Genomic DNA, 19,407 nt, shown 5'->3' with positions numbered 1-19,407 from the left:
ACCCATTCCTCCTTTATATACTGTTACAGGGTGGACAAAAATCGCTCCAGGCGGCTGAGAGCCTCGGTGAGGTTTTTCATGGAGGCGGCGTAGCAGGCCCGCACAAAGCCCTCGCCGCCGGGTCCGAAGGCGGAGCCGGGGATCACTGCCACGTGCTCCTGGGCCAGGAACTTGTCGCAGAACTCCTCGCTGGTCAGCCCAGTGGAGCGGATGCAGGGGAAGACGTAGAAGGCGCCCCGGGGCTCAAAGCAGTCCAGCCCCAGCTTGCGGAACCCGTCCACCAGGAACCGACGGCGGCCGTCGTACTCTTGCTTCATGGTCTCAATGTCCCGGTCTCCGTGCTCCATGGCCTCGATGGCGGCATACTGGCTGGTGGTGGGGGCGGACATGATGCCGTACTGGTGCAGCTTGGTCATGGCCCCGATGATCTCCTTGGGGCCGCACACATAGCCCATGCGCCAGCCGGTCATAGAATATGCCTTGGAAAAGCCGTTGATGACAATGGTGCGGTCATACATATCGGGAATGTTGGCCATGGACACATGGTGCTGGCCGTAGGTGAGCTCTGCGTAGATCTCGTCGGAGACCACCATGATGTTGGTACCCCGCAGCACCTCTGCCAGGGCCTCCAGATCCTCCCGGTGCATGATGCCGCCGGTGGGGTTGTTGGGGAAGGGGAGTACCAGCACCTTGGTGCGGGGGGTGATGGCGGCCTTCAACTCCTCAGGGGTGAGGCGGAACTCGTTTTCCACCTTGGTTTCCACATACACAGGCACCCCGTGGATCATGGACACCAGAGGGCCATAACATACAAAGGACGGGGTGGGGATGATGACCTCGTCCCCCGGCTCCAGCAGACAGCGGAAGGCCAGATCCAGCCCTTCACTGCCGCCCACGGTGACCAGAGTCTGGCCGATGGGCTGATAGTCCAGGTCAAACCGGCGCTTTAAGTAGCGGCAGATGGCCCGGCGCAGGTCGCTGAGACCGGCGTTGGGGGTGTACTTGGTAAAGCCCTTTTCCAGGGAGTAGATGCCCGCATCCCGGATGTGCCAGGGGGTCTGGAAATCCGGCTCACCCACGCCCAGGGAGATGGCATCGTCCATCTCCGCCATAATGTCAAAATATTTACGGATGCCGGAGGGGGGGATCTCCCGGATCCGGCGGCTTAAAATCTGTTGATAGTCCATCAGTCTAACACGAACCTTTCTTCCTGTTCCTCCTGCACCGGGAAAATCAGGTGCTTTTCTTTGTATTTCTTCAAAATAAAGTGGGTGGCGGTGCCGGTGACCCCCTCCATGGGAGCCAGCTTTTCGCCCACAAACCGAGCCACCTCCTGCAAGGTGCGCCCCGAGATGATCACGGTGAAATCGAAGGAGCCACTCATGAGGAACAGGGATTCCACTTCATCATATTGATAGATACGCTGGGCAATGCGGTCGAAGCCGTCCCCACGCTGGGGGGTGACCTTCACCTCAATGAGAGCGGTGACCGACTCCCGGTGGGTGCGGTCCCAGTCCACAATGGCCTTGTAGCCTAAAATCACGTGATTTTTTTCGTAGTCGGCAATGGCTGCTGCCACCTCCGCTTCGGTGGAACCGGTCATGGATGCCAACTGGGACGGGGTGAGGGTACAATCATTCTCCAAAAGCTGCAGCAGCTGTTTCATGGGAAATCCTCCTTGATATAACATTTGCCAATTTGGCCCAATTCCAAGAGAGAAGTTGGGGGAAAGTGGTTAAACTGCATTATACAATTTAACGTAATAAAATGCAATCCCCCACAGGGGCAATCTCACCTGGCGGGTGCGGGATGTTTCGTCGAAAAGCGAAAAGAAATCCTAGCTTGCTTCTTGCAAGATTTGTATGAAATGTTCTTCCCATGTTGGGACGGGAGTGATATAATGAGGCGTCATGAAAATGTACACAATCACAGGAAGAAGGAGGCAGTGTGGATGGACTATACCATGCTAATTGACCGAATTCTGGAAGCAGAACAGTCTGCCCGGGATGTTGCGGAAGAGGCAAAGAACCAAAAAGCCAATTTCGAAGCAGAACTGGAGCAGGAAAAAGCTGCGATTCGCCAGAAGTATCTGGATCGAGCTGACACCTGGCTGGAGGAGTTAAAGAGCCAGGAGGCTGAGAAAAAGGATCAGCTGATTGCAGCGCAGAAGGTGCGCTTGGCAGACGCTGAGGCCAAGATGGAGCGAGCATACACTCGGTATGGGGACAACTGGGTGGACACTTTGTTCCATCAGACGGTTGACATTCGGTGAGCGCAGGATACGAAGCTCTGGCCACCAAGGCCAAGGCAATTTACGGAAAGCGTATTGGCAGACAGGAACTGGAGCGACTGGCCGCCATGCGCTCTGTGGATGAGGTACTGGCTGAGCTGCGCCAGCTGCCTGGCTGGAGCCATGCAGCGGAGCATCTGCCCCAAGATGCCCTACTCACCCGTGCCACCTTGGAGGCTGCACTGCGGGAACAGATCAGACAGGAATATCTGAGCCTGTTGGCGTTTGTTCCCCAGAAAGATCGTCAGATCATGGAGTTCCCCATTCTGCGGGCGGCGATGGATGAGATCCTGGCCGCTCTGCGCCACCTCCACGCAAGTATATATAAGGAGGTGGAGCCGCTGCCCCCGGCCTTTTTGAGCCACTCAAAGGTAAACCTGGAGGCTCTGCGCCGCTGCACCACCTATGATGGACTGGTGGAGGCCACCCGGGGAAGCATTTACCACGACGCATTGGAGCGTCTGCGCTCGGCTGACGGCAGTCTGCCTGACTACGGCGTCACCGAGGCACTGTTGGGTGGTGTGTATTACCGCCACCTTCAGACCATCATTCGCCGCAAGTACGACGGAGATGTGCGCCGGATTCTGGAGCGTTCTGTGGGGTCCCAAGTGGATATGCTCAACCTCATGCACATTTTGCGCATGAAGCGGTATTTTCCCCAGGAGGACAACTATCTGCCGGTGCTGCTGCCTTACCACTACAAGCTCAGGCCCCAGATGATTCATGCCATGTGTGCCGCCCCCAGTGCTGAGGCGGTGCTGGAGCTGGCAGAGCAGACCCCTTATGGGCGTGTCTTTGACCGGAACTGCGATGAGGATCTCAATCACCTCTACATTGATACCCTCTACCGTGCCAGCCGCCGCCAGCTGATGATGGGAAAGCCCTCCATTTACAGCGCTGTGGCGCTGATGAATCTGCGGGAATTTGAGCTGAAATCGGTGGTGTCTGCGGTAGAGGCGGCAAAATACCAGACGGCCCTAAAATCGTCCTTGCTGGACATGATGGACCGCTGAGGAGGGAGTACATGTCTGTTCAAGCAATGAAGTTTGTCACGGTCACCGGGCCACGGAAGGAATTTGACCAAGTGGTGCGCCGGTGTATCGTGGACCAACCCTTTCACCCGGAGAGCGTCTTACAGGTGATGCACCGCAACACCAGGCTGCGGGCGCTGAACCTGAGCAATCCCATCATGCCCCTGCTGCGGCAGGCGGAGGAAGTGCTCACCCGGCTGGAGCTCCAGCCGGAGTATCGCCCCTTCTCTGAGGGGGCGGAGTTGGAGGAAGGCCAGAAATATCTGGACGACCTCACCGAAAAGCTGGACCAAATGGACCAGTGGGAGGAGGCCTTGAAACAGGAGGCCGCCGACGACCGCTCCTCGGTCAGTCAGCTGGAGAAGCTGTCCAGCCTGTCCGTGCAGCTGGACACCCTGCGCAACATGGACCACCTGGTTTTCCGGTTTGGCCATTTGCCCGAGGACAGCTACCGCACCTTCTCTGAGGTGCTGGACAAACGGGAGGACTGCTTCTTCTTCCCCACCCACACGGAGAACAGCCAGGTCTACGGCTGCTATTTCGCCCTGAAGTCCCGGGAGGAGAAGGTGGATGCCCTCTTTGCCTCCATGCACTTTGTTCCCGTGCCCCTCAACGACCGTCTGGGCGGCACCGCCCAGGAGGCCATTGCCGCTTTGCGTCACGAGATGGAGGACGACGAGCAGGCTCTGGAGCAGCTCAAGACCCAGCGGGCTGAGCTGGCCGGGCAGCAGCAGGAGCACCTGCTGAGCCTGCGCTCCTGGCTGTGCCGGGAAAACCAGGTCATGGAGATGCGCCGGTTTGGTGCCCGCTCCAAGGAGACCTTCTACCTCATGGGCTGGGTGCCTGAAGAGGATTTGCAGGACTTCCTGGCCCGGCTGGACAGCTATGGAAAGCTGGACTACGTGGTGGACAAGGCGGAGGAGACCGAACTGACGCCCCCCACCAAGCTGAAAAACTCTCTGCTGGGCCGGATCTTCGAGCCCTTCCTGCGGATGTACGGCCTGCCCAATTACCACGAGTACGACCCGTCTTTGTTTATGGCCATCACCTACTGCATCTTCTTTGGCATCATGTTCGGTGATGTGGGTCAGGGCCTGGGCCTCGCCCTCATCGGTCTGTTCCTGGCCACCAAGAAAAAGATGTGGCTGGGCAAGATCATCGTCTGCTGCGGCCTTTCCTCCACGGTGTTCGGCTTTGTCTACGGCTCGGTGTTTGGATTTGAGGAAATTCTCCCCGGCTTTAAGATTCTGGAGGGGAGCAACGTGGTGTACCTGCTGGTGGCCTCTCTGGCCATGGGCGTGGTGATGCTGGCCTTTGTCATGGTGCTCAATGTGCTCAACGGCATCCGTCAGCACGACTTCGACAAGATCTTCTTCGGCCCCAACGGCCTGGCTGGCATGGTGTTCTATTTAGGCCTCATCATCGGGGCTGTGGTGACTCTGCTCACCGGCTACAACATGTTCCGGCTGTGGTATGTGCTCATCGTGCTGGTGCTTCCCCTCATCCTCATCCTGTTCCGGGAGCCTCTGTCCGCTCTGGCAGAGGGCAAGGAGGACTGGAAGCCCGAGTCTCTGGGCGGGCTGCTGGTGTCCGGCTTCTTCGAGCTGTTTGAGACCCTGCTGTCCTTCCTCACCAACACCCTGTCCTTCCTGCGTGTGGGCGCCTACGCCATCACCCACGTGTGCCTGATGCTGGTCATCCACACCATGGCGGGTGCCAACCTCAACCCCATCGTCCTCATCCTGGGCAACCTGTTTGTCATGGGCTTTGAGGGTCTGCTGGTGGGCATCCAGGTGCTGCGTCTGGAGTTTTACGAGCTGTTCGGCCGGTTCTATCAGGACAGTGGCCGGGAGTACTGTCCCCGTTTGGTTGATTACACGACTAAAAATTCTTAAATTATACATTGGAGGTCATTACTATGAAAATCGTCCTGTTTATTCTGGGTTCCCTGCTGCTGTTCCTGCCCCTGGTGACCATCGCTGTGCGTAAGCTCACCGGTGCTTCCGCCCGTCACGCTCTGCTGGGCAACATCGCCATGTTCTGCGGCCTGTTCGTCATCACCTCTGTGCTGGGCCTCACCGGCGCTTCCGCTGCTTCTGCTGAGACCGCCGCTGTGGCCGCTGACGGCCTGTCTGTGGGTCTGAAGTACATCGGCGCCGGCCTGGCTGTGGGCCTGTCCGGCATCGGCGGCGGCATCGCCGTGTCCTCCTCCGCTTCCGCCGCTCTGGGTGCCATTTCCGAGAACGACTCCATGTTCGGTAAGTCCCTGATCTTCGTGGGTCTGGCCGAAGGCGTGGCTCTGTACGGCCTGATCATCGCTCTGGTGCTGCTGTTCGTGTCCTAATGGAGAAGCGTGAAGGTAGACGCATCGGGGGGCTAAGCCTGGAGCGGATGGGCAAAGCCCAGGGGCGGCGGAGTGTGCCGCACCGGGTTTGCCCGGAGTCGTAGGGGTTAGAACCCCCGGCAATGCGTCCAACCTGAACGTGACAATGGAGAAGCGTGAAGGTAGACGCATCGGGGGGCTAAGCCTGGAGCGGATGGGCAAAGCCCAGGGACGGCGGTGTGTGCCGCACCGGGTTTGCCCGGAGTCGTAGGGGTTAGAACCCCCGGCAATGTGTCCAACCTGAACGTGACAACATCGACGAAGGAGGAAAACCATGCGTTACTTTGTCATCTCCGATAATACGGACACCCAAGTGGGGCTGCGCCTGGCTGGAGTGGAAGGCGTGGTGGCCCGCAGCAAGGAGGAGGCGGAGAAAGCCATCGAGAAGGTCCTTGCCGACGACACGGTGGGCATTTTGCTGGTCACCGAGAGCCTGGCCGAGCAGTGTGCCGACCAGCTGGCGGACTTCAAGATGAGCGGACGCACCCCTCTGGTGGTGGAGATTCCAGACCGACATGGAACTCGCAACCACGATGCCATTGGCCGGTACATTCGGGAGGCCATCGGCGTAAAACTCTGAGATTCCATGGGTCAACCCCATGCTGATCGTACCAGAGTCCCATATGACAAGGAGGGATCTCAAGATGCCAGAACAAACGGAAAAGCTGCTCCACTTCACTGAGGAGGTGCTGCGCAACGCCACCCAGCAGAGTGAGCAGATGAAGCAAGAGTTGGACGAGGCCAGAGCCGCTGCCCTGGCTGAGGCCAAAATTGAGGCCAAGGATGCCGCCCGGGTCTACTATGACCGGGAGGCGGCCCGCATTCGGGCCGAGTCCGGCCGGGAGGTGTCCCGGCACCTGATGGACAGCAAGCGGAAGATCTATCTGCGCCGCAAGGAGATCACCCAAGAGGTGTTCCAGAAGGTGAGTGAGCGCATTGCTGCCTTCACAGCTACCCCGGACTATTATGAGCACATGGAGCAGATGCTGCGCACTGCCATGAAGCAGCTGCCCGGCGCCAAGTCTGTGGTGGTGCAGCTGCGGGCTGAGGATATGCCCTTTGCCACCAAGCTGGCCGCTGCCCTGGCTCCTGTACAGGTGGAGTGCCAGGAGGGCGCCTTCTCCCTGGGCGGATTTATCGTCCACAGCAGCCAGCTGGGTCTGCGGGTGGACTGTTCCTTTGACAATCGGCTGGAGGAGCTGGCCGGCCACTTTGCCGAATCCTTCGGGTTGTCCCTGTCCGATGACCTGAACGAGATGTAAGGAGGCGCCAAGCGGAATATGAGTGAATATCAAATTTATAGCGTCAACGGCCCCGTGGTCAAGGTGACCGGCGGCAAGGGCCTTGCCATGATGGACATGGTGTATGCCGGCAACGAGCAGCTCATCGGCGAAGTGGTGGGCGTGGAAGGGGACATGACCACGGTGCAGGTGTACGAGGACACCGCTGGTCTGGCCCCCGGTCAGCCTGTGGTCTCCACCGGTGCCCCCATGGCCCTGATGCTGGGCCCCGGCCTGCTGGGCAACATCTTTGACGGCATTGCCCGGCCCCTGAAGAATTTGGAGGAGATTTCCGGCCCCTTCCTGGGCCGTGGCGTCAACATCCCCGCCCTGGATCTGACCCGTAAGTGGGACGTGGAGATGGAGGTGAAGGAGGGTGACGTGGTCAAGCCCGGCACCCCCTACGCCCACTGCCAGGAGACCGCCGCCATCGTCCACCGCTGCCTGGTGCCCGCCGGTCTCACCGGCACCGTCACCCGGGCAGTTCCCAGCGGTGCCTACACCGTGGAGGATGTGCTGGTGGAGGTCACCGACAGCCGTGGCAAGGTGACCCAGCTGAAGCTGGCCTCCCGCTGCCCCATCCGGGGCGCTCGTCCCATGGCGAGACGTATGCCCATCACCCGGCCCCTCATCACCGGCCAGCGCATCATCGACACCCTGTTCCCCATCGGAAAGGGCGGCGCTGCCGCCATCCCCGGCCCCTTCGGTGCCGGTAAGACCATGACCCAGCACCAGCTGGCCAAGTGGTCGGACGCTGACATCATCGTCTACCTGGGCTGCGGCGAGCGTGGCAACGAGATGACCCAGGCTCTGGAGGAGTTCTCCGAGCTGAAAGACCCCCGCAACGGGCTGCCCCTGATGAACCGTACCATCCTGATCGCCAACACCTCCAACATGCCCGTGGCCGCCCGTGAGGCCTCGGTGTACACCGGTATGACCATTGCCGAGTACTACCGGGACATGGGCTACCATGTGGCCCTGATGGCCGACTCCACCTCCCGTTGGGCTGAGGCTCTCCGTGAGATCTCCGGCCGTCTGGAGGAGATGCCTGCCGAGGAAGGCTTCCCCGCCTACCTGGCCTCTCGTCTGGCTGAGTTCTACGAGCGTGCCGGCTATGTGGAGACTCTGGAGGGCAAAGAGGGCTCCGTCACCGTCATCGGCGCCGTGTCTCCCCAGGGCGGTGACTTCTCCGAGCCGGTGACCCAGAACACCAAGCGTTTCATCCGCTGCTTCTGGGCCTTGGATCGTGGTCTGGCCTACGCCCGTCACTTCCCCGCCATCCACTGGATGAACTCCTACTCCGAGTACACCGGGGATCTGAAGAAGTGGTACAGCGACAATGTGTCCCCGGAGTTTGATTCCTGCCGCCAGCGCATTGCAAACCTGCTGCGGGAGGAGAGCCAGCTCATGGAGATCGTCAAGCTCATCGGCTCCGACATTCTCCCCGAGGATCAAAAGCTGGTCATTGAGACCGCCCGTCTCATCCGGGTGGGCTTCCTCCAGCAGAACTCTTACCACCCCATGGACACCTATGTGCCCCTGAACAAGCAGCTTTTGATGATGCAGATGATCCTGCGTCTGTACGACGGGGCCAAGGAGGGCATTGAGCGCTCCATCCCCCTGTCCCAGTACATTGCCACCGGCGTATTTGACGCCGTGGTGAAAATGAAGTACGAGATCCCCAATGAAGACCTGTCCAAGTTTGACGACTACGCCGCCATGATCGACAACGCTCTGGAGCAGGTCAATACTGCCAATAGCTGAGGTGACTGCCATGAGATTGGAATATACCGGACTATCCGACCTGAACGGCTCCCTGGTGGCCCTGGAAGGGGTCTCCGGCGTGTCTTATGACGAGCTGGCCGAGCTGGTGATGGAGGACGGCTCCCGCCGCTATGGCCGTGTCATTCTCATTGAGGGGGACAAGGCCGTGCTCCAGGTGTTTGAGGGCACCCGGGGCATCTCTCTGGAGAACACCTCCACCCACTTCACCGGAAAGCCCATGGACATCGCTCTGTCCAAGGAGATGCTGGGCCGTGTCTTTGACGGCGCAGGCCGCCCCATTGACGGCCTGGGCGAGCTGTACCCCGACGAGCGGCGCAACATCAACGGCTCTGCCATCAATCCGGTGAGCCGTCAGTACCCCCGCAGCTGCATCTACACCGGCGTGTCCGCCATTGACGGCGCTTCCACCCTGATCCGGGGCCAGAAGCTGCCCATCTTCTCCGGCGCCGGTATGGCGCACAACGAGCTGGCCGCCCAGATGGTGCGCCAGGCCCATGTGGCCGGGGACGACGGGGAGTTCGCCATCGTCTTTGCCGCCATGGGCGTGAAAAACGACGTGGCCGAGTTCTTCCGCCGCAACTTTGAGGAGTCCGGGGCTCTGCCCCGAGTGGCCATGTTCCTCAACCTGGCCTCCGACCCCATCATCGAGCGTATTCTGACCCCCCGCTGCGCCCTGACAGCTGCCGAGTACCTGGCCTTCACCCACGGCTATCACGTGCTGGTGGTGATGACCGACATGACCTCCTACTGCGAGGCTGTGCGTGAGTTCTCCTCCTCCAAGGGCGAGATCCCCTCCCGTAAGGGCTTCCCCGCCTACCTGTACTCCGACCTGGCCTCTCTGTACGAGCGGGCGGGTATGATCGTGGGCAAGAAGGGCTCTGTGACCCAGGTGCCCATCCTCACCATGCCCAACGACGACATCACCCACCCCATCCCCGACCTGACCGGCTACATCACCGAAGGTCAGATCGTGCTGGACCGGAACATGGACCAGTCGGGCGTGTATCCCCCCATCAACATCCTCTCCTCTCTGTCCCGTCTGATGAAGGACGGCATCGGCGAGGGCTTCACCCGGGCCGACCACCCCTCTCTGTCCAACCAGCTGTTTGCCTCCTACTCCAAGGTGCAGGATGCCCGCAGCCTGGCCTCGGTCATCGGCGAGGACGAACTATCTGCCCTGGATAAACAGTATCTGCGGTTCGGCCGGGCCTTCGAGCAGTTCTTTGTCCGCCAGGGCCAGCAGGAAGACCGCACCCTGGAGCAGACTCTGGAGCTGGGCTGGGCCCTGCTCACCATCCTGCCTCGAGGCGAGCTGGATCGTATCAGCGACAAGGAGCTGGACGAGCACTACAAGGAAGGTGCGTTCGAGGCCCTGGGCGAGATCTGATCGGACATCTGACGGAAAGGGGGTGGCCCAATGGCTGCCGTACTGCCCACCAAGGGCAACCTCATGGCCGCCAAGCGCTCCCGGGCGCTGGCAAAAACCGGCTATGAGCTGATGGACCGGAAGCGCAACATTCTGGTTCGTGAAATGATGACACTGATGGAGGACGCTGGGCGCATCCAGCGGGAGATCGACCAGGTGTTTCAGTCGGCCTACATGGCACTGGCCAAGGCCAACATCGAGCTGGGCCTGTGTGACCGCATTGCAGAGGGCGTGGAGCCGGATCACAGCCTGGATATTCGCTGGCGGTCAGTGATGGGGGTGGAGTTGCCCCACATCCCGGACAATACCCCGCCTCTGAGCCCCAGCTATGGCTTTGGCTATACCTCTCCCGCCTTTGACCAGGCCTACATCCAGTTTGCCAAGGTCAAGGATCTGACACGCCGTATGGCAGAGGTGGAGACCTCCATCTACCGCTTGGCTGAGGCCATCAAAAAGTCTCAGAAGCGGGCCAACGCACTGAAAAACATTGTCATTCCCAACCTGGACGATACCATCCGCTTCATCACTGAGGCGCTGGAGGAAAAGGAACGGGAAGAGTTTGTACGCTTGAAGGTCATCAAGCGCCAGACAGGGAAATAGATACAGAATTTGAATGGATTCCCAGTAGGATACAAAGCAGGCAGAGAGCTTCTCTGCCTGCTTTTTCTCTGCCTAAAATATGGAAGGAGTATTGTGGAAGACTTGACATACCACATGGCGATATTATATCATTATAGGGCATAATACACAATTATGGTCGCACGACCCACAGGGAGAGGGCGAAATAGGAGAAACCATGGCACGCAAAAAGAATGGAGTGACCCGGCACCCACACACAGGGCGGAAAAGGATGACTTTGGGCATTGCGGCTGTATGTGCCCTTGTGGCGCTGCTGGTGGGGGTGCTGATCTTTTTTCCTGGGGGGAAGACCCTGGACGTCACCGTGGAGGGACAGCAAGTTCAGCCGGAGCTTTTTGACCAGATCATGCAGCAGCAGCTCTCTGAGGTGGTGTATGAGTGTGGCCAGATGGGGCTTCACAGCAATGACCCTGGGTTTTGGCAGACCGCACAGGACGGTACAACCCCAGGGGAGATGCTCACAGAGCGGACGTTGCAGCAGCTGCGCACCTTGACGGCCATGTATGACATGGCCCAGGAGACGGGCACCCCTCTGCACGGGGGCTTAAATGGGGTTCTTGACCGCATGGAGACAGAGAACCAGAGCCGAGAGGAGAAAAAGGAGGCCGGTCAGCCGGTGTACGGGCTGACAGAGTTTACCTTTGAGACTTTTCTGGAGTACGAGATGGACTGGATGGAAAAGCGGTACTGTGCCAACCCGGACAATCCGGGGATGGAGGTCACCGATGAGGACAGGGAAGCGTACTACCAGCAAAACCGGGAGACGGCGTTTCAGCTGCCTGACGGAATCTCCCTGAGCTATGTGTATCTGGACACCAACTTCATGGATGCCCCACAGGGGCAGGAGCTGAAGGCCCAGTTGGCAGAACTGGAGCAGGAAATGGAGGATGGGGCGCAGCTGGAACGGGCCGTGGAGGAATACCCGGACTTGGTGCCATACTTTGCGCAGTTGGACTTGGAGCCGGAGCAAGTGGGCTCCTATGCCGATTCCTTGGGGGATGTGCTGGATCTGGCCTATGAGCTGGAGCCGGGCACCCATTCCGGGGTGGTGGAGGCCAACGGCGGGGTGTACCTGGTGCAGTGTACCGCCCGGACCTATGACCACTATATGGATCTGGAGGAAGTTTCGGACAGCATAGATGAGACCCTGCGGCAGCAGCGGTATGAGCAGATGGTGAAAAGCCGGGGGGAACGGGTGGAAGTTGCCGGGAATGAGGAGGAGATCCTGGCTTATGTCATAGAACGCATGACAGGAAAGAAATAAAGGGGGAGAGAAGCGGAGGAAGAGAGGCAACCCATGGCACTCAGATGAGAACAAGAAGATTGCAGAAGGGATGATTCGTTATGAGACGCAAGATAACAGCACTCCTCATAGGCGCTGTATTATTGTGCGAAACGGTATGCACCGTAGGTTTGGGTTTTGCCCAGGGGTCTGAGACCCAGCAGGAACCTGTTGGCAAGACCTATTACGTCAGCACCCTGGACGGTAAGGACACAAATTCCGGACTGAGCGAGGGGGAGGCTCTTTATAGCCTGCAAGCCCTGAGCGAAAAGGAGCTGGGCCCTGGTGACCATGTGTATCTGGAACGTGGCTCCCAGTTCAGCAACGACTATCTGCACCTGAGTGGTGTGTCCGGCAGCCCGGAGGCCCCCATTGTCATTGATGCCTACGGGGAAGGACAGCTGCCCACCATCAACACCAATGGGGAGGGGGTATGGCGCCAGGATTATGGCAAGCCCCTGCCCAACCCCCAGCACCGCTACCAGGGGAATGTGTCCAGCTGTATTTTGCTCTATGACTGCGCCTATATCGAGGTGCGCAATATTGCCATGACCAACCGTCAGGTGGATCCCAATGCCGTGTACAACGCCAAAGACGCCATGGATCGTACCGGCGTAGCTGTGGTAGCCAGGAACAAGGGGACTCTGAATCACATTTACCTGGAAGATTTGAATATCCAGGACGTGGCCGGTAATGTGTACGATAAGCACATGAACAATGGCGGTATCTACTTCACCGCATTCCTGCCTGAGAAAGAGGAAGAAACCGGAATTCCCCGTTACAACGATGTGCTCATTGACGGCTGCTATGTCAAAAACGTCAGCCGCTGGGGGATTGCCGCGGCCTATACTGCATACTATGCCCCCTTCCAAAACACCGCTGAGATCTCCGATGAGGACATTGCCAAGTATGGACACACCAATGTGCGCATCACCAACAACTATGTGAAGGACCCCGGCGGGGATGCCATCACCACCATGTACTGTGACCGCCCCATTGTGGAGTACAACGTGGCCGACGGCGCTGGCAAGCAGATCAACGACAGCGACTACTCCGCCACCACCTTTGGCAAGGTGGCTGCCGGCGTGTGGCCCTGGAAGTGCAAGAACGCTGTGTTCCAGTACAACGAGGTGTTCAACACCTACTACTACAATGGGCAGAATGCCGACGGTCAGGCCTTTGATGCCGATTCTGCCGACGGCACCCTGTACCAGTATAATTACAGCCACGACAATGGCGGCGGCACCTTCATGGTCTGCTTGCAGCAGGCCGTGAACTCGGTGTTCCGCTACAACATCAGCCAGAATGACAGCCGGGCTGCCCTGGTGCCCGCCACCAGCCCCCTGGCCAAAATCTACAATAACACCTTCTACATGAAGGAGGGCGTGCCCTTCATTGCCACCAACAGCGGCGCATTCGGCCAGCTGGAGGTGAAAAACAACATCATCTATTACGCCGGGGAGACCGCCCGCACCGAGAACTGGCAGGCAGGGACCACCACCTACACCAACAATATCTTCTACAACTACGCCAATGTGCCCTCCAACAGTGTGGGCCATATCACCGAAGATCCCCTGCTGGTCAATCCCGGCACTGGCGGCACCGGGTCTGAAAACGGCCCTGCTCTGGATACTCTGGGTGGCTATCAGCTGGAGGATAACTCTCCTGCCATTGGCGCAGGCGTGGCCATTGCGGACAACGGCGGGCAGGACTTCTTTGGCAATCCCGTCAATGGCACCCCCACCATCGGGGCCTACCAGAAGATCAGCGGGGAGGACCTGTTGGAAAGCACCTATTTTGAGGTGGAGGGCTCCACCATGCGTTTGCCCATGCCCCTTGCTGTGGCCCAGCTGCTGGATGGCGTGAAGGCCTGGGGCGACACCACCGTGGAGCTGTACCGGGACGACCAGAAGGTGACCCAGGGCAATGTGGAGGCCGGTATGACCTTGAAGTTGACCTCGGAAGATGGAGAAACCAGCAAGACATATACTTTGGAGCAGAAAAACGCATACACTTACTTTGATGATCTGCTCAGTGGCGTTGCCGCCGGGGTGCAGGGGAACATCTGGTATGTGCAGGAGCATATGGCCGACGGCTCCTACCGCAACATGACCACCTACCACACCGACTGGAAGGGCTGGGATGGTGCAGATACCACCAACTGGCACTTTGTGGGCTGCAACAGCGGCAAGAATCCCACCGGGATCAAAATTGTGGACCGGTTGAAGGATCGCACCAATCTGGGCCATGCCATTGGGTTCCGTGCCCCGGTGGACGGCACGGTACGCCTGACCGCAGAGGGCGGTCTGAAGCTGCTGGCGGCCAACAGCAGCGGCCAGGTGTGGGTGACTGTTTTGAAGAATGATGAACCCATCATCCAGCAGACCCAGCTGGCCAACGACGCTCAGACGGGTGTGGAGTTGAACCAAACGGTTGAAGTGGCCCAAGGTGACATCATTCGTATCGAGGTGCAAAATAAGGGTGCTGGCGTGGCCCAAGGCGGCGTCCAGGCCAATATGAAGGTGGAGTACACCAATATTGATCTGCCGGTTGAGCCTACCGACCCCGTGACCACCGACCCCGTGACCACGGACCCCGTGACCACCGACCCCGTGACCACCGACCCCGTGACTACCGACCCCGTGACTACGGACCCTGTGACCACGGACCCTGTGACCACCGACCCTGTGACCACGGACCCCGTGACTACCGACCCCGTGACCACGGACCCCGTGACCACGGATCCTGTGACTACGGACCCTGTGACCACCGATCCCGTGACTACTGACCCTGTGCAGACTGGTGGAGATGTGATTGTGGACAATCAGGCTGATGTCCAGATCACCGTGGGCAATGCCGACCAGGTGTTTGAGAGCAACACGGTCATCACCGTGGAGAGCGTGTCTGAGGGTAAGACCTATGACACCGTGAAAAAGGCTCTGGAGGATGTGGTGGCTGACATGAAGCACACCGCCATCCTGGAAATCACTGCTACCCTGAACGGCAAGCCCATTCAGCCCAGCGGAAAGGTGCAGATGACCATCCAGATTCCCGAGAACCTGTCTACCGAGAACCTGAAGCTGTTCTATGTGGCAGAGAGTGGGAAGACGGAGGAAATCGCCATCACCGTGGACAAGGACGCCCGCACTGTCACCGCCAACCTGGAGCATTTCAGTACCTATGTGCTGGCCAATGTGGTTGTGGATAAGGCCGATGACGGTGTGCCTCCCACTGGCGATCCCAGCCAGATGATCTTGACTGTGGGTATGCTGTTGACCAGCGCCGCCGCTCTGGGTGGCCTGACTGTGGTGGCCCGCAAGCGCAGAGGCTAAGAACCAAACCAAAATGACAGGCCCTTTCAGACTGTCAAAAAACACAAAAGTCATGCGAGAAGTTCTGACCATCTTGCATGGGGAGAAGCCCTCGGCAGAGTTTTTCCGCCCGTAGGCGGGAAAATAAATTGAAATCAGTTTTTCCCGGGGACATGCGCATCGGGAAAAACACTTCTCAGCCCGCCAGTGTAGCCTTGGGTCGCCCTTTGACCCAAGGCTGCATGCAGCGGGCTGCATCCCCTCGAAAAAATGCTTGCATTTTTGAGAAGCGTGTCGAACTTTTTCGACACGCTCAGAAAGGGCCTGTAGCAAAATGGTAATTTTGCAACAGGCCCTTATGATATGTGAGAATATTACGGTTCCATGAGCTGCTCCACCAACCCCTGAAGAAATTCCGACACGGTGGGGCGGGGGTTACCCCGGCACATTTGAGCCACCTGAGGCCCGCACCGGGTGCAGCACAGGGAGATGGCGGTGCGCATGGCACTGTCCACCGACCCAACGTTCATGCCAAAGCACCGTGCAACCTCTGGATAGAGCCGCTTGGTGGCCATGTCCAGGTAGGTGGGATCAGTACGGATCAGATGCACACTGTATCGCAGACAATGGTAGCCCTGATAATTGCCCATCAGACCCAGGGAGCGCAGTTTGTTTTCCACATGAAAGTCTACCATTTCTCATCTCTTCTTTCTCTCTATTTCACTATTATGTTACAGGGAGAAAATGGAGATGTCAAGGGTTAGGACAGAGTCAAATCTCCTTCTTTGATCCAACCTACCCGTCTCAGTGCCACTCCAAAGGCCCAGGTGAGAACGGCGGGGAGGACGAAGCAGAGCAGAGCCATGGCCACCCAGTCCATGGCGGTGATGGCTTCTTTGACTCCCAGGGCCACGTCGTTGACCCACCCGGCGTACACCCCGATGGGGCCCACCATGCCGCAGGTGCCCATGCCGGAGGCCACGCCGCCAGCGGGGTCATTCATCTGGAAATGGAACACACAGGTGGCCAGGGGTCCGGTGATGGCGGAGGTGAGTATGGCAGGCAGCCAGATGCGGGGGTTGCGGACAATGTTGCCCATTTGCAGCATGGAGGTGCCCAGGCCCTGGCTCACCAGCCCACCCCATCGGTTTTCCCGGAAGGAGAGGAAGGCAAAGCCCACCATGTTGGCGCAGCACCCGGCCACAGCAGCGCCCCCAGCCAGCCCGGTCAAACCAATGGCGGCGCAGATGGCAGCCGAGGAGATGGGCAGGGTCAGGGCAATGCCAATGACCACAGACACCAGAATGCCCATCCAGAAGGGCTGGAGCACCGTGGCCCACTCTACAAACTCGCCCACGGCGGAGGCGGCGGTGCCAATGGCGGGAGCCCACCAGGCGGACAGCCCCACACCCACCAGAATGGTCACCAGGGGGGTGACCAGGATGTCAATTTTGGTTTCCTTACTCACCAATTTGCCCAGCTCAGCGGCAATGATGGCAATGAACAGCACGGCCAGAGGTCCACCGGCCCCGGAACCGCCGTCCAGGGTGGTGGAACCCAGGGCGTTGGCGGCGTAGCCCACGGTGACCAGGGAGAAGAGCACCAGGGGGGGCGCTTTGAGGGCGCAGCCAATGGCCACCGCCATGGCAGCCCCGCTCATGGCAGAGGCGTAGCCCCCCACCAGCACCAGAGCCTCCAGCCCCAGCTGCTTGCCCAGGGTATTTAAGATGGTACCAATGAGCAGAGAACAAAACAGACCCTGGGCCATGGCCCCCAGAGCGTCGATACCGTACCGCTTGCCCGAGATGACAACGTCCTTCCGGGCCAAAAAGTCTTTGAATTTGGACATACGAGTTTCCTCTCCTTTTCTATCCATACAGGTGTCAAGACACCAATGGGTTTATTATACGTGTATTTCCACAGATGTCAATGTGCATTTTCCACAACCCTCCTTGCAAGAGGGAGCAAAGGCGTGATATACTGATATTCCCTGCACAGGGCAGGGGAGAATCACCGAACCATAAGGAGTATTCCACTATGAATGAGAAGGAAGTCGGCGAAATTCGCCGCCGTTTTAAGGATGAACGCAACGCCATTGGCTCCATCCGGGGCTGCTATGTCAATGAACTCAAGCACATTGTCTCCCATTTCAACCAGCCTCTGTCCATGCTCAGCGAGGACGAGCGGGAGATGTTTTTGGGCGTGCTGCGCAAGACCCTTTCGGGCAAGCTGGGGAAAAATCTGCTGCCCATGGAGTTTGAGACCAACCAGGTGGCCTACGGGGAGGAGCACAAGCTGCTGATGACGGTGCGGGACTCCGCCTTGAAGGATGATACTGCCGTAGAGGAGCTGTTCCGCCGCATTGTGGAGACGGTGGAGCTGGAGGGCAGCTACTTGATCCTGCTCATTCAGGACAGCTACGACGTGCCCTACCGGGGCAAGGACGGCAGCCGCCAGGACGAAGGGGGCAGCGAGGTGTACCGCTATATTATGTGCTCCATCTGTCCGGTGAAGGAGACCAAGCCTGCCCTGAGCTACTACATGCGGGAAAATGAGTTCCACAACCGCCAGATGAATCATCTGGTGTCTCCCCCCGCCCTGGGCTTTTTGTTCCCTGCCTTTGATGAGCGCAGCACCAACCTGTATGGAGCTTTGTTCTACACCAAGGACACCAAAGCCAGTCAGGAGGCCATGTGGAGCGAGCTGTTCCGCTGCCAGCCCCCCATGCCCGCCCAGGCCCAGAAGGAGACCTTCCAGACCATTTTCAGCGAGGCCCTGGAGGGCCAGGGCAGCTATGAGGTGGTGGAAGGGGTGCACCAGCAGCTCAGAGAGATGATGGAGGTACATAAGGAGAGCCATGAGCCGGAGCCGCTGACCCTCAACCATGGGGAGATGGCGGGGGTGCTGCGCTCCTGCGGGGTGCCCGCCCACTGTGCCGAGGAGTTTGGACGCAAGTTCCAGGAGGCATTCGGGGAGGAGACATCCATCAACCCCGCCAACGTCATCCAGCCCAAGCAGGTGGAGGTGGCGGCGGCTGACGTGTCGGTGCGGCTGCCTGCTGACCAGAGCGATCTGGTATCCACCCGGGTCATCGACGGGGTGAAGTACATATTGATCCGTGCCCAGGACGGGGTGCAGGTCAATGGGGTGGACATTGCCATAGAAGAATAAGAGGAAGGAGGAAGCCGGGGGGCTTCCTCCTTTTGTTGTGCTATGAGGAAGGAAATAACCGTGCGTCGGTTCCTCGGCACAGCCTTCCGGCCCGGGTTTGCTCCGCAGGGTGACTTTCTGAGCTGGGCAGAAAGTCACCAAAGACCCACCAAAGGAGGGGCCTTCCCCCTCCTTGTGGAATCCACCCCGCTGGTGCGGGGTGAAACTGCGTCCTTCTGTTTTCGGCCCTTGGTCTGGCGGGGTCACATAGATGGCATGGTTGTTCTCTGGGCAGCACTGGCTCCTATGGAGATGCGTCCTTCTATATACCAGGGCCTTACCCTGGTCAAGCAGCTGTTCCCAGCTGCCGGGGGCCTGGCTGACGGCGGCGGGAACGCCGCTTCTCCAGGGTAGGCCCGGACGTGGGAATTGCCTGGTTGTAGGGCCAGTTGCCAGGATCACCTGGGGTGGAAGTAGTCCCATGAGTCACAGCAAGAGTGACGGGCCGAGGATCAACTTGACGCAGTTCCAGCCTGGTACCCCAGGGAGGTCCTTAGGGGGGAACGCCCTAAGCGATTCTTTCCCCGATTTCTTATCGCTAAGAAATCGGGCCCAGCGGAGCGTCCCTACCAGGCTGGCAAGCCGTTGTAGGTCATGGCAGAAGATCAAAGCTTACGCCCCTTTACCCCCAGGAGAGGAAGCAACTTCCTCTCCTGGGCTTTTTGTATATTGAAAACCCCCGGCTGTGCCGGGGAGTTCAAAAAAAGCTTTAGCGTTCCGTATGAAGAAAAAACTCCTTTTGATACAATCAAGGTGCGGTCTGCCAACTG

16 protein-coding genes are annotated in these 19,407 nt (G+C 58.9%); 12 read left to right on the top strand and 4 right to left on the bottom strand.

Features of this window, described 5'->3' with window-relative positions; translation table 11 throughout:
• Positions 1-23: 23 nt before the first annotated feature.
• Entirely contained in the window at positions 24-1,187 is a 1,164-nt protein-coding gene (locus H9X86_RS05305; RefSeq protein WP_204900534.1) for a pyridoxal phosphate-dependent aminotransferase, read from the bottom strand.
• Positions 1,187-1,666 (bottom strand): Lrp/AsnC family transcriptional regulator, encoded by a 480-nt coding sequence (locus H9X86_RS05300; RefSeq protein WP_204900533.1) that lies wholly within the window; start codon positions 1,664-1,666, stop codon positions 1,187-1,189. Before H9X86_RS05300 ends, H9X86_RS05305 begins: the two co-directional genes overlap by 1 nt.
• A gap of 285 nt (positions 1,667-1,951) precedes the next feature.
• Between H9X86_RS05300 and H9X86_RS05295 the strand changes: the two genes are divergently transcribed.
• From H9X86_RS05295 to H9X86_RS05245, 11 genes are all read left to right on the top strand, one after another.
• A complete protein-coding gene (locus H9X86_RS05295; RefSeq protein ID WP_204900532.1) occupies positions 1,952-2,272 on the top strand; it encodes a hypothetical protein in 321 nt (106 codons plus the stop codon).
• Positions 2,269-3,303: a V-type ATPase subunit gene (locus H9X86_RS05290; protein WP_204900531.1), complete on the top strand. Its 1,035-nt coding sequence runs from the start codon at positions 2,269-2,271 to the stop codon at positions 3,301-3,303. Before H9X86_RS05295 ends, H9X86_RS05290 begins: the two co-directional genes overlap by 4 nt.
• An 11-nt stretch (positions 3,304-3,314) precedes the next feature.
• Positions 3,315-5,216, top strand: a complete 1,902-nt coding sequence (locus tag H9X86_RS05285) for a V-type ATP synthase subunit I (protein WP_204900530.1) — start codon at positions 3,315-3,317, stop codon at positions 5,214-5,216.
• Between the two features lie 23 nt (positions 5,217-5,239).
• Positions 5,240-5,665, top strand: a complete 426-nt coding sequence (locus tag H9X86_RS05280; protein WP_204900529.1) for an ATP synthase subunit C — start codon at positions 5,240-5,242, stop codon at positions 5,663-5,665.
• A gap of 313 nt (positions 5,666-5,978) precedes the next feature.
• Positions 5,979-6,284 (top strand): V-type ATP synthase subunit F, encoded by a 306-nt coding sequence (locus H9X86_RS05275; protein ID WP_204900528.1) that lies wholly within the window; start codon positions 5,979-5,981, stop codon positions 6,282-6,284.
• 64 nt (positions 6,285-6,348) lie between these two features.
• Positions 6,349-6,966, top strand: coding sequence for a V-type ATP synthase subunit E (locus H9X86_RS05270; protein WP_204900527.1), 618 nt, complete (start codon positions 6,349-6,351; stop codon positions 6,964-6,966).
• 18 nt (positions 6,967-6,984) lie between these two features.
• Positions 6,985-8,748: a V-type ATP synthase subunit A gene (locus tag H9X86_RS05265; RefSeq protein ID WP_204900526.1), complete on the top strand. Its 1,764-nt coding sequence runs from the start codon at positions 6,985-6,987 to the stop codon at positions 8,746-8,748.
• 10 nt (positions 8,749-8,758) lie between these two features.
• Positions 8,759-10,156 (top strand): V-type ATP synthase subunit B, encoded by a 1,398-nt coding sequence (locus H9X86_RS05260; RefSeq protein ID WP_204900525.1) that lies wholly within the window; start codon positions 8,759-8,761, stop codon positions 10,154-10,156.
• 30 nt (positions 10,157-10,186) lie between these two features.
• On the top strand, positions 10,187-10,795 hold the full coding sequence (locus H9X86_RS05255) for a V-type ATP synthase subunit D (protein WP_204900524.1): 609 nt from the start codon (positions 10,187-10,189) through the stop codon (positions 10,793-10,795).
• A 250-nt stretch (positions 10,796-11,045) separates the two neighbouring features.
• Positions 11,046-12,098: a peptidylprolyl isomerase gene (locus H9X86_RS05250; RefSeq protein WP_204900523.1), complete on the top strand. Its 1,053-nt coding sequence runs from the start codon at positions 11,046-11,048 to the stop codon at positions 12,096-12,098.
• 80 nt (positions 12,099-12,178) lie between these two features.
• Positions 12,179-15,448 carry a hypothetical protein gene (locus tag H9X86_RS05245; protein ID WP_204900522.1) on the top strand — a complete coding sequence of 1,090 codons (3,270 nt, stop codon included), beginning with the start codon at positions 12,179-12,181 and terminating at the stop codon, positions 15,446-15,448.
• A 353-nt stretch (positions 15,449-15,801) separates the two neighbouring features.
• Here H9X86_RS05245 and H9X86_RS05240 read toward each other — a convergent pair whose 3' ends face one another.
• Positions 15,802-16,122, bottom strand: a complete 321-nt coding sequence (locus tag H9X86_RS05240) for a sporulation initiation factor Spo0A C-terminal domain-containing protein (protein ID WP_204900521.1) — start codon at positions 16,120-16,122, stop codon at positions 15,802-15,804.
• Positions 16,123-16,187: 65 nt separating this feature from the next.
• Positions 16,188-17,276 (bottom strand): PTS sugar transporter subunit IIC, encoded by a 1,089-nt coding sequence (locus H9X86_RS05235; protein WP_204900520.1) that lies wholly within the window; start codon positions 17,274-17,276, stop codon positions 16,188-16,190.
• Between the two features lie 188 nt (positions 17,277-17,464).
• Between H9X86_RS05235 and H9X86_RS05230 the strand changes: the two genes are divergently transcribed.
• Positions 17,465-18,598 carry a DUF4317 domain-containing protein gene (locus H9X86_RS05230; protein ID WP_204900519.1) on the top strand — a complete coding sequence of 378 codons (1,134 nt, stop codon included), beginning with the start codon at positions 17,465-17,467 and terminating at the stop codon, positions 18,596-18,598.
• Positions 18,599-19,407 lie beyond the last annotated feature (809 nt).

Source organism: Pseudoflavonifractor capillosus, assembly GCF_016902575.1.
In the GTDB taxonomy this organism is placed as follows: domain Bacteria; phylum Bacillota; class Clostridia; order Oscillospirales; family Oscillospiraceae; genus Enterenecus; species Enterenecus capillosus_A.
This window is presented reverse-complemented; position numbering and strand designations above follow the sequence as displayed.

Coding starts and splice junctions, on each gene's coding strand:
- H9X86_RS05305 (WP_204900534.1), bottom strand. CDS start 1,187: ATGGACTATCAACAGATTTTAAGCCGCCGGATCCGGGAGATCCCCCCC.
- H9X86_RS05300 (WP_204900533.1), bottom strand. CDS start 1,666: ATGAAACAGCTGCTGCAGCTTTTGGAGAATGATTGTACCCTCACCCCG.
- H9X86_RS05295 (WP_204900532.1), top strand. CDS start 1,952: ATGGACTATACCATGCTAATTGACCGAATTCTGGAAGCAGAACAGTCT.
- H9X86_RS05285 (WP_204900530.1), top strand. CDS start 3,315: ATGTCTGTTCAAGCAATGAAGTTTGTCACGGTCACCGGGCCACGGAAG.
- H9X86_RS05280 (WP_204900529.1), top strand. CDS start 5,240: ATGAAAATCGTCCTGTTTATTCTGGGTTCCCTGCTGCTGTTCCTGCCC.
- H9X86_RS05275 (WP_204900528.1), top strand. CDS start 5,979: ATGCGTTACTTTGTCATCTCCGATAATACGGACACCCAAGTGGGGCTG.
- H9X86_RS05270 (WP_204900527.1), top strand. CDS start 6,349: ATGCCAGAACAAACGGAAAAGCTGCTCCACTTCACTGAGGAGGTGCTG.
- H9X86_RS05265 (WP_204900526.1), top strand. CDS start 6,985: ATGAGTGAATATCAAATTTATAGCGTCAACGGCCCCGTGGTCAAGGTG.
- H9X86_RS05260 (WP_204900525.1), top strand. CDS start 8,759: ATGAGATTGGAATATACCGGACTATCCGACCTGAACGGCTCCCTGGTG.
- H9X86_RS05255 (WP_204900524.1), top strand. CDS start 10,187: ATGGCTGCCGTACTGCCCACCAAGGGCAACCTCATGGCCGCCAAGCGC.
- H9X86_RS05250 (WP_204900523.1), top strand. CDS start 11,046: ATGACTTTGGGCATTGCGGCTGTATGTGCCCTTGTGGCGCTGCTGGTG.
- H9X86_RS05245 (WP_204900522.1), top strand. CDS start 12,179: ATGAGACGCAAGATAACAGCACTCCTCATAGGCGCTGTATTATTGTGC.
- H9X86_RS05240 (WP_204900521.1), bottom strand. CDS start 16,122: ATGGTAGACTTTCATGTGGAAAACAAACTGCGCTCCCTGGGTCTGATG.
- H9X86_RS05235 (WP_204900520.1), bottom strand. CDS start 17,276: ATGTCCAAATTCAAAGACTTTTTGGCCCGGAAGGACGTTGTCATCTCG.
- H9X86_RS05230 (WP_204900519.1), top strand. CDS start 17,465: ATGAATGAGAAGGAAGTCGGCGAAATTCGCCGCCGTTTTAAGGATGAA.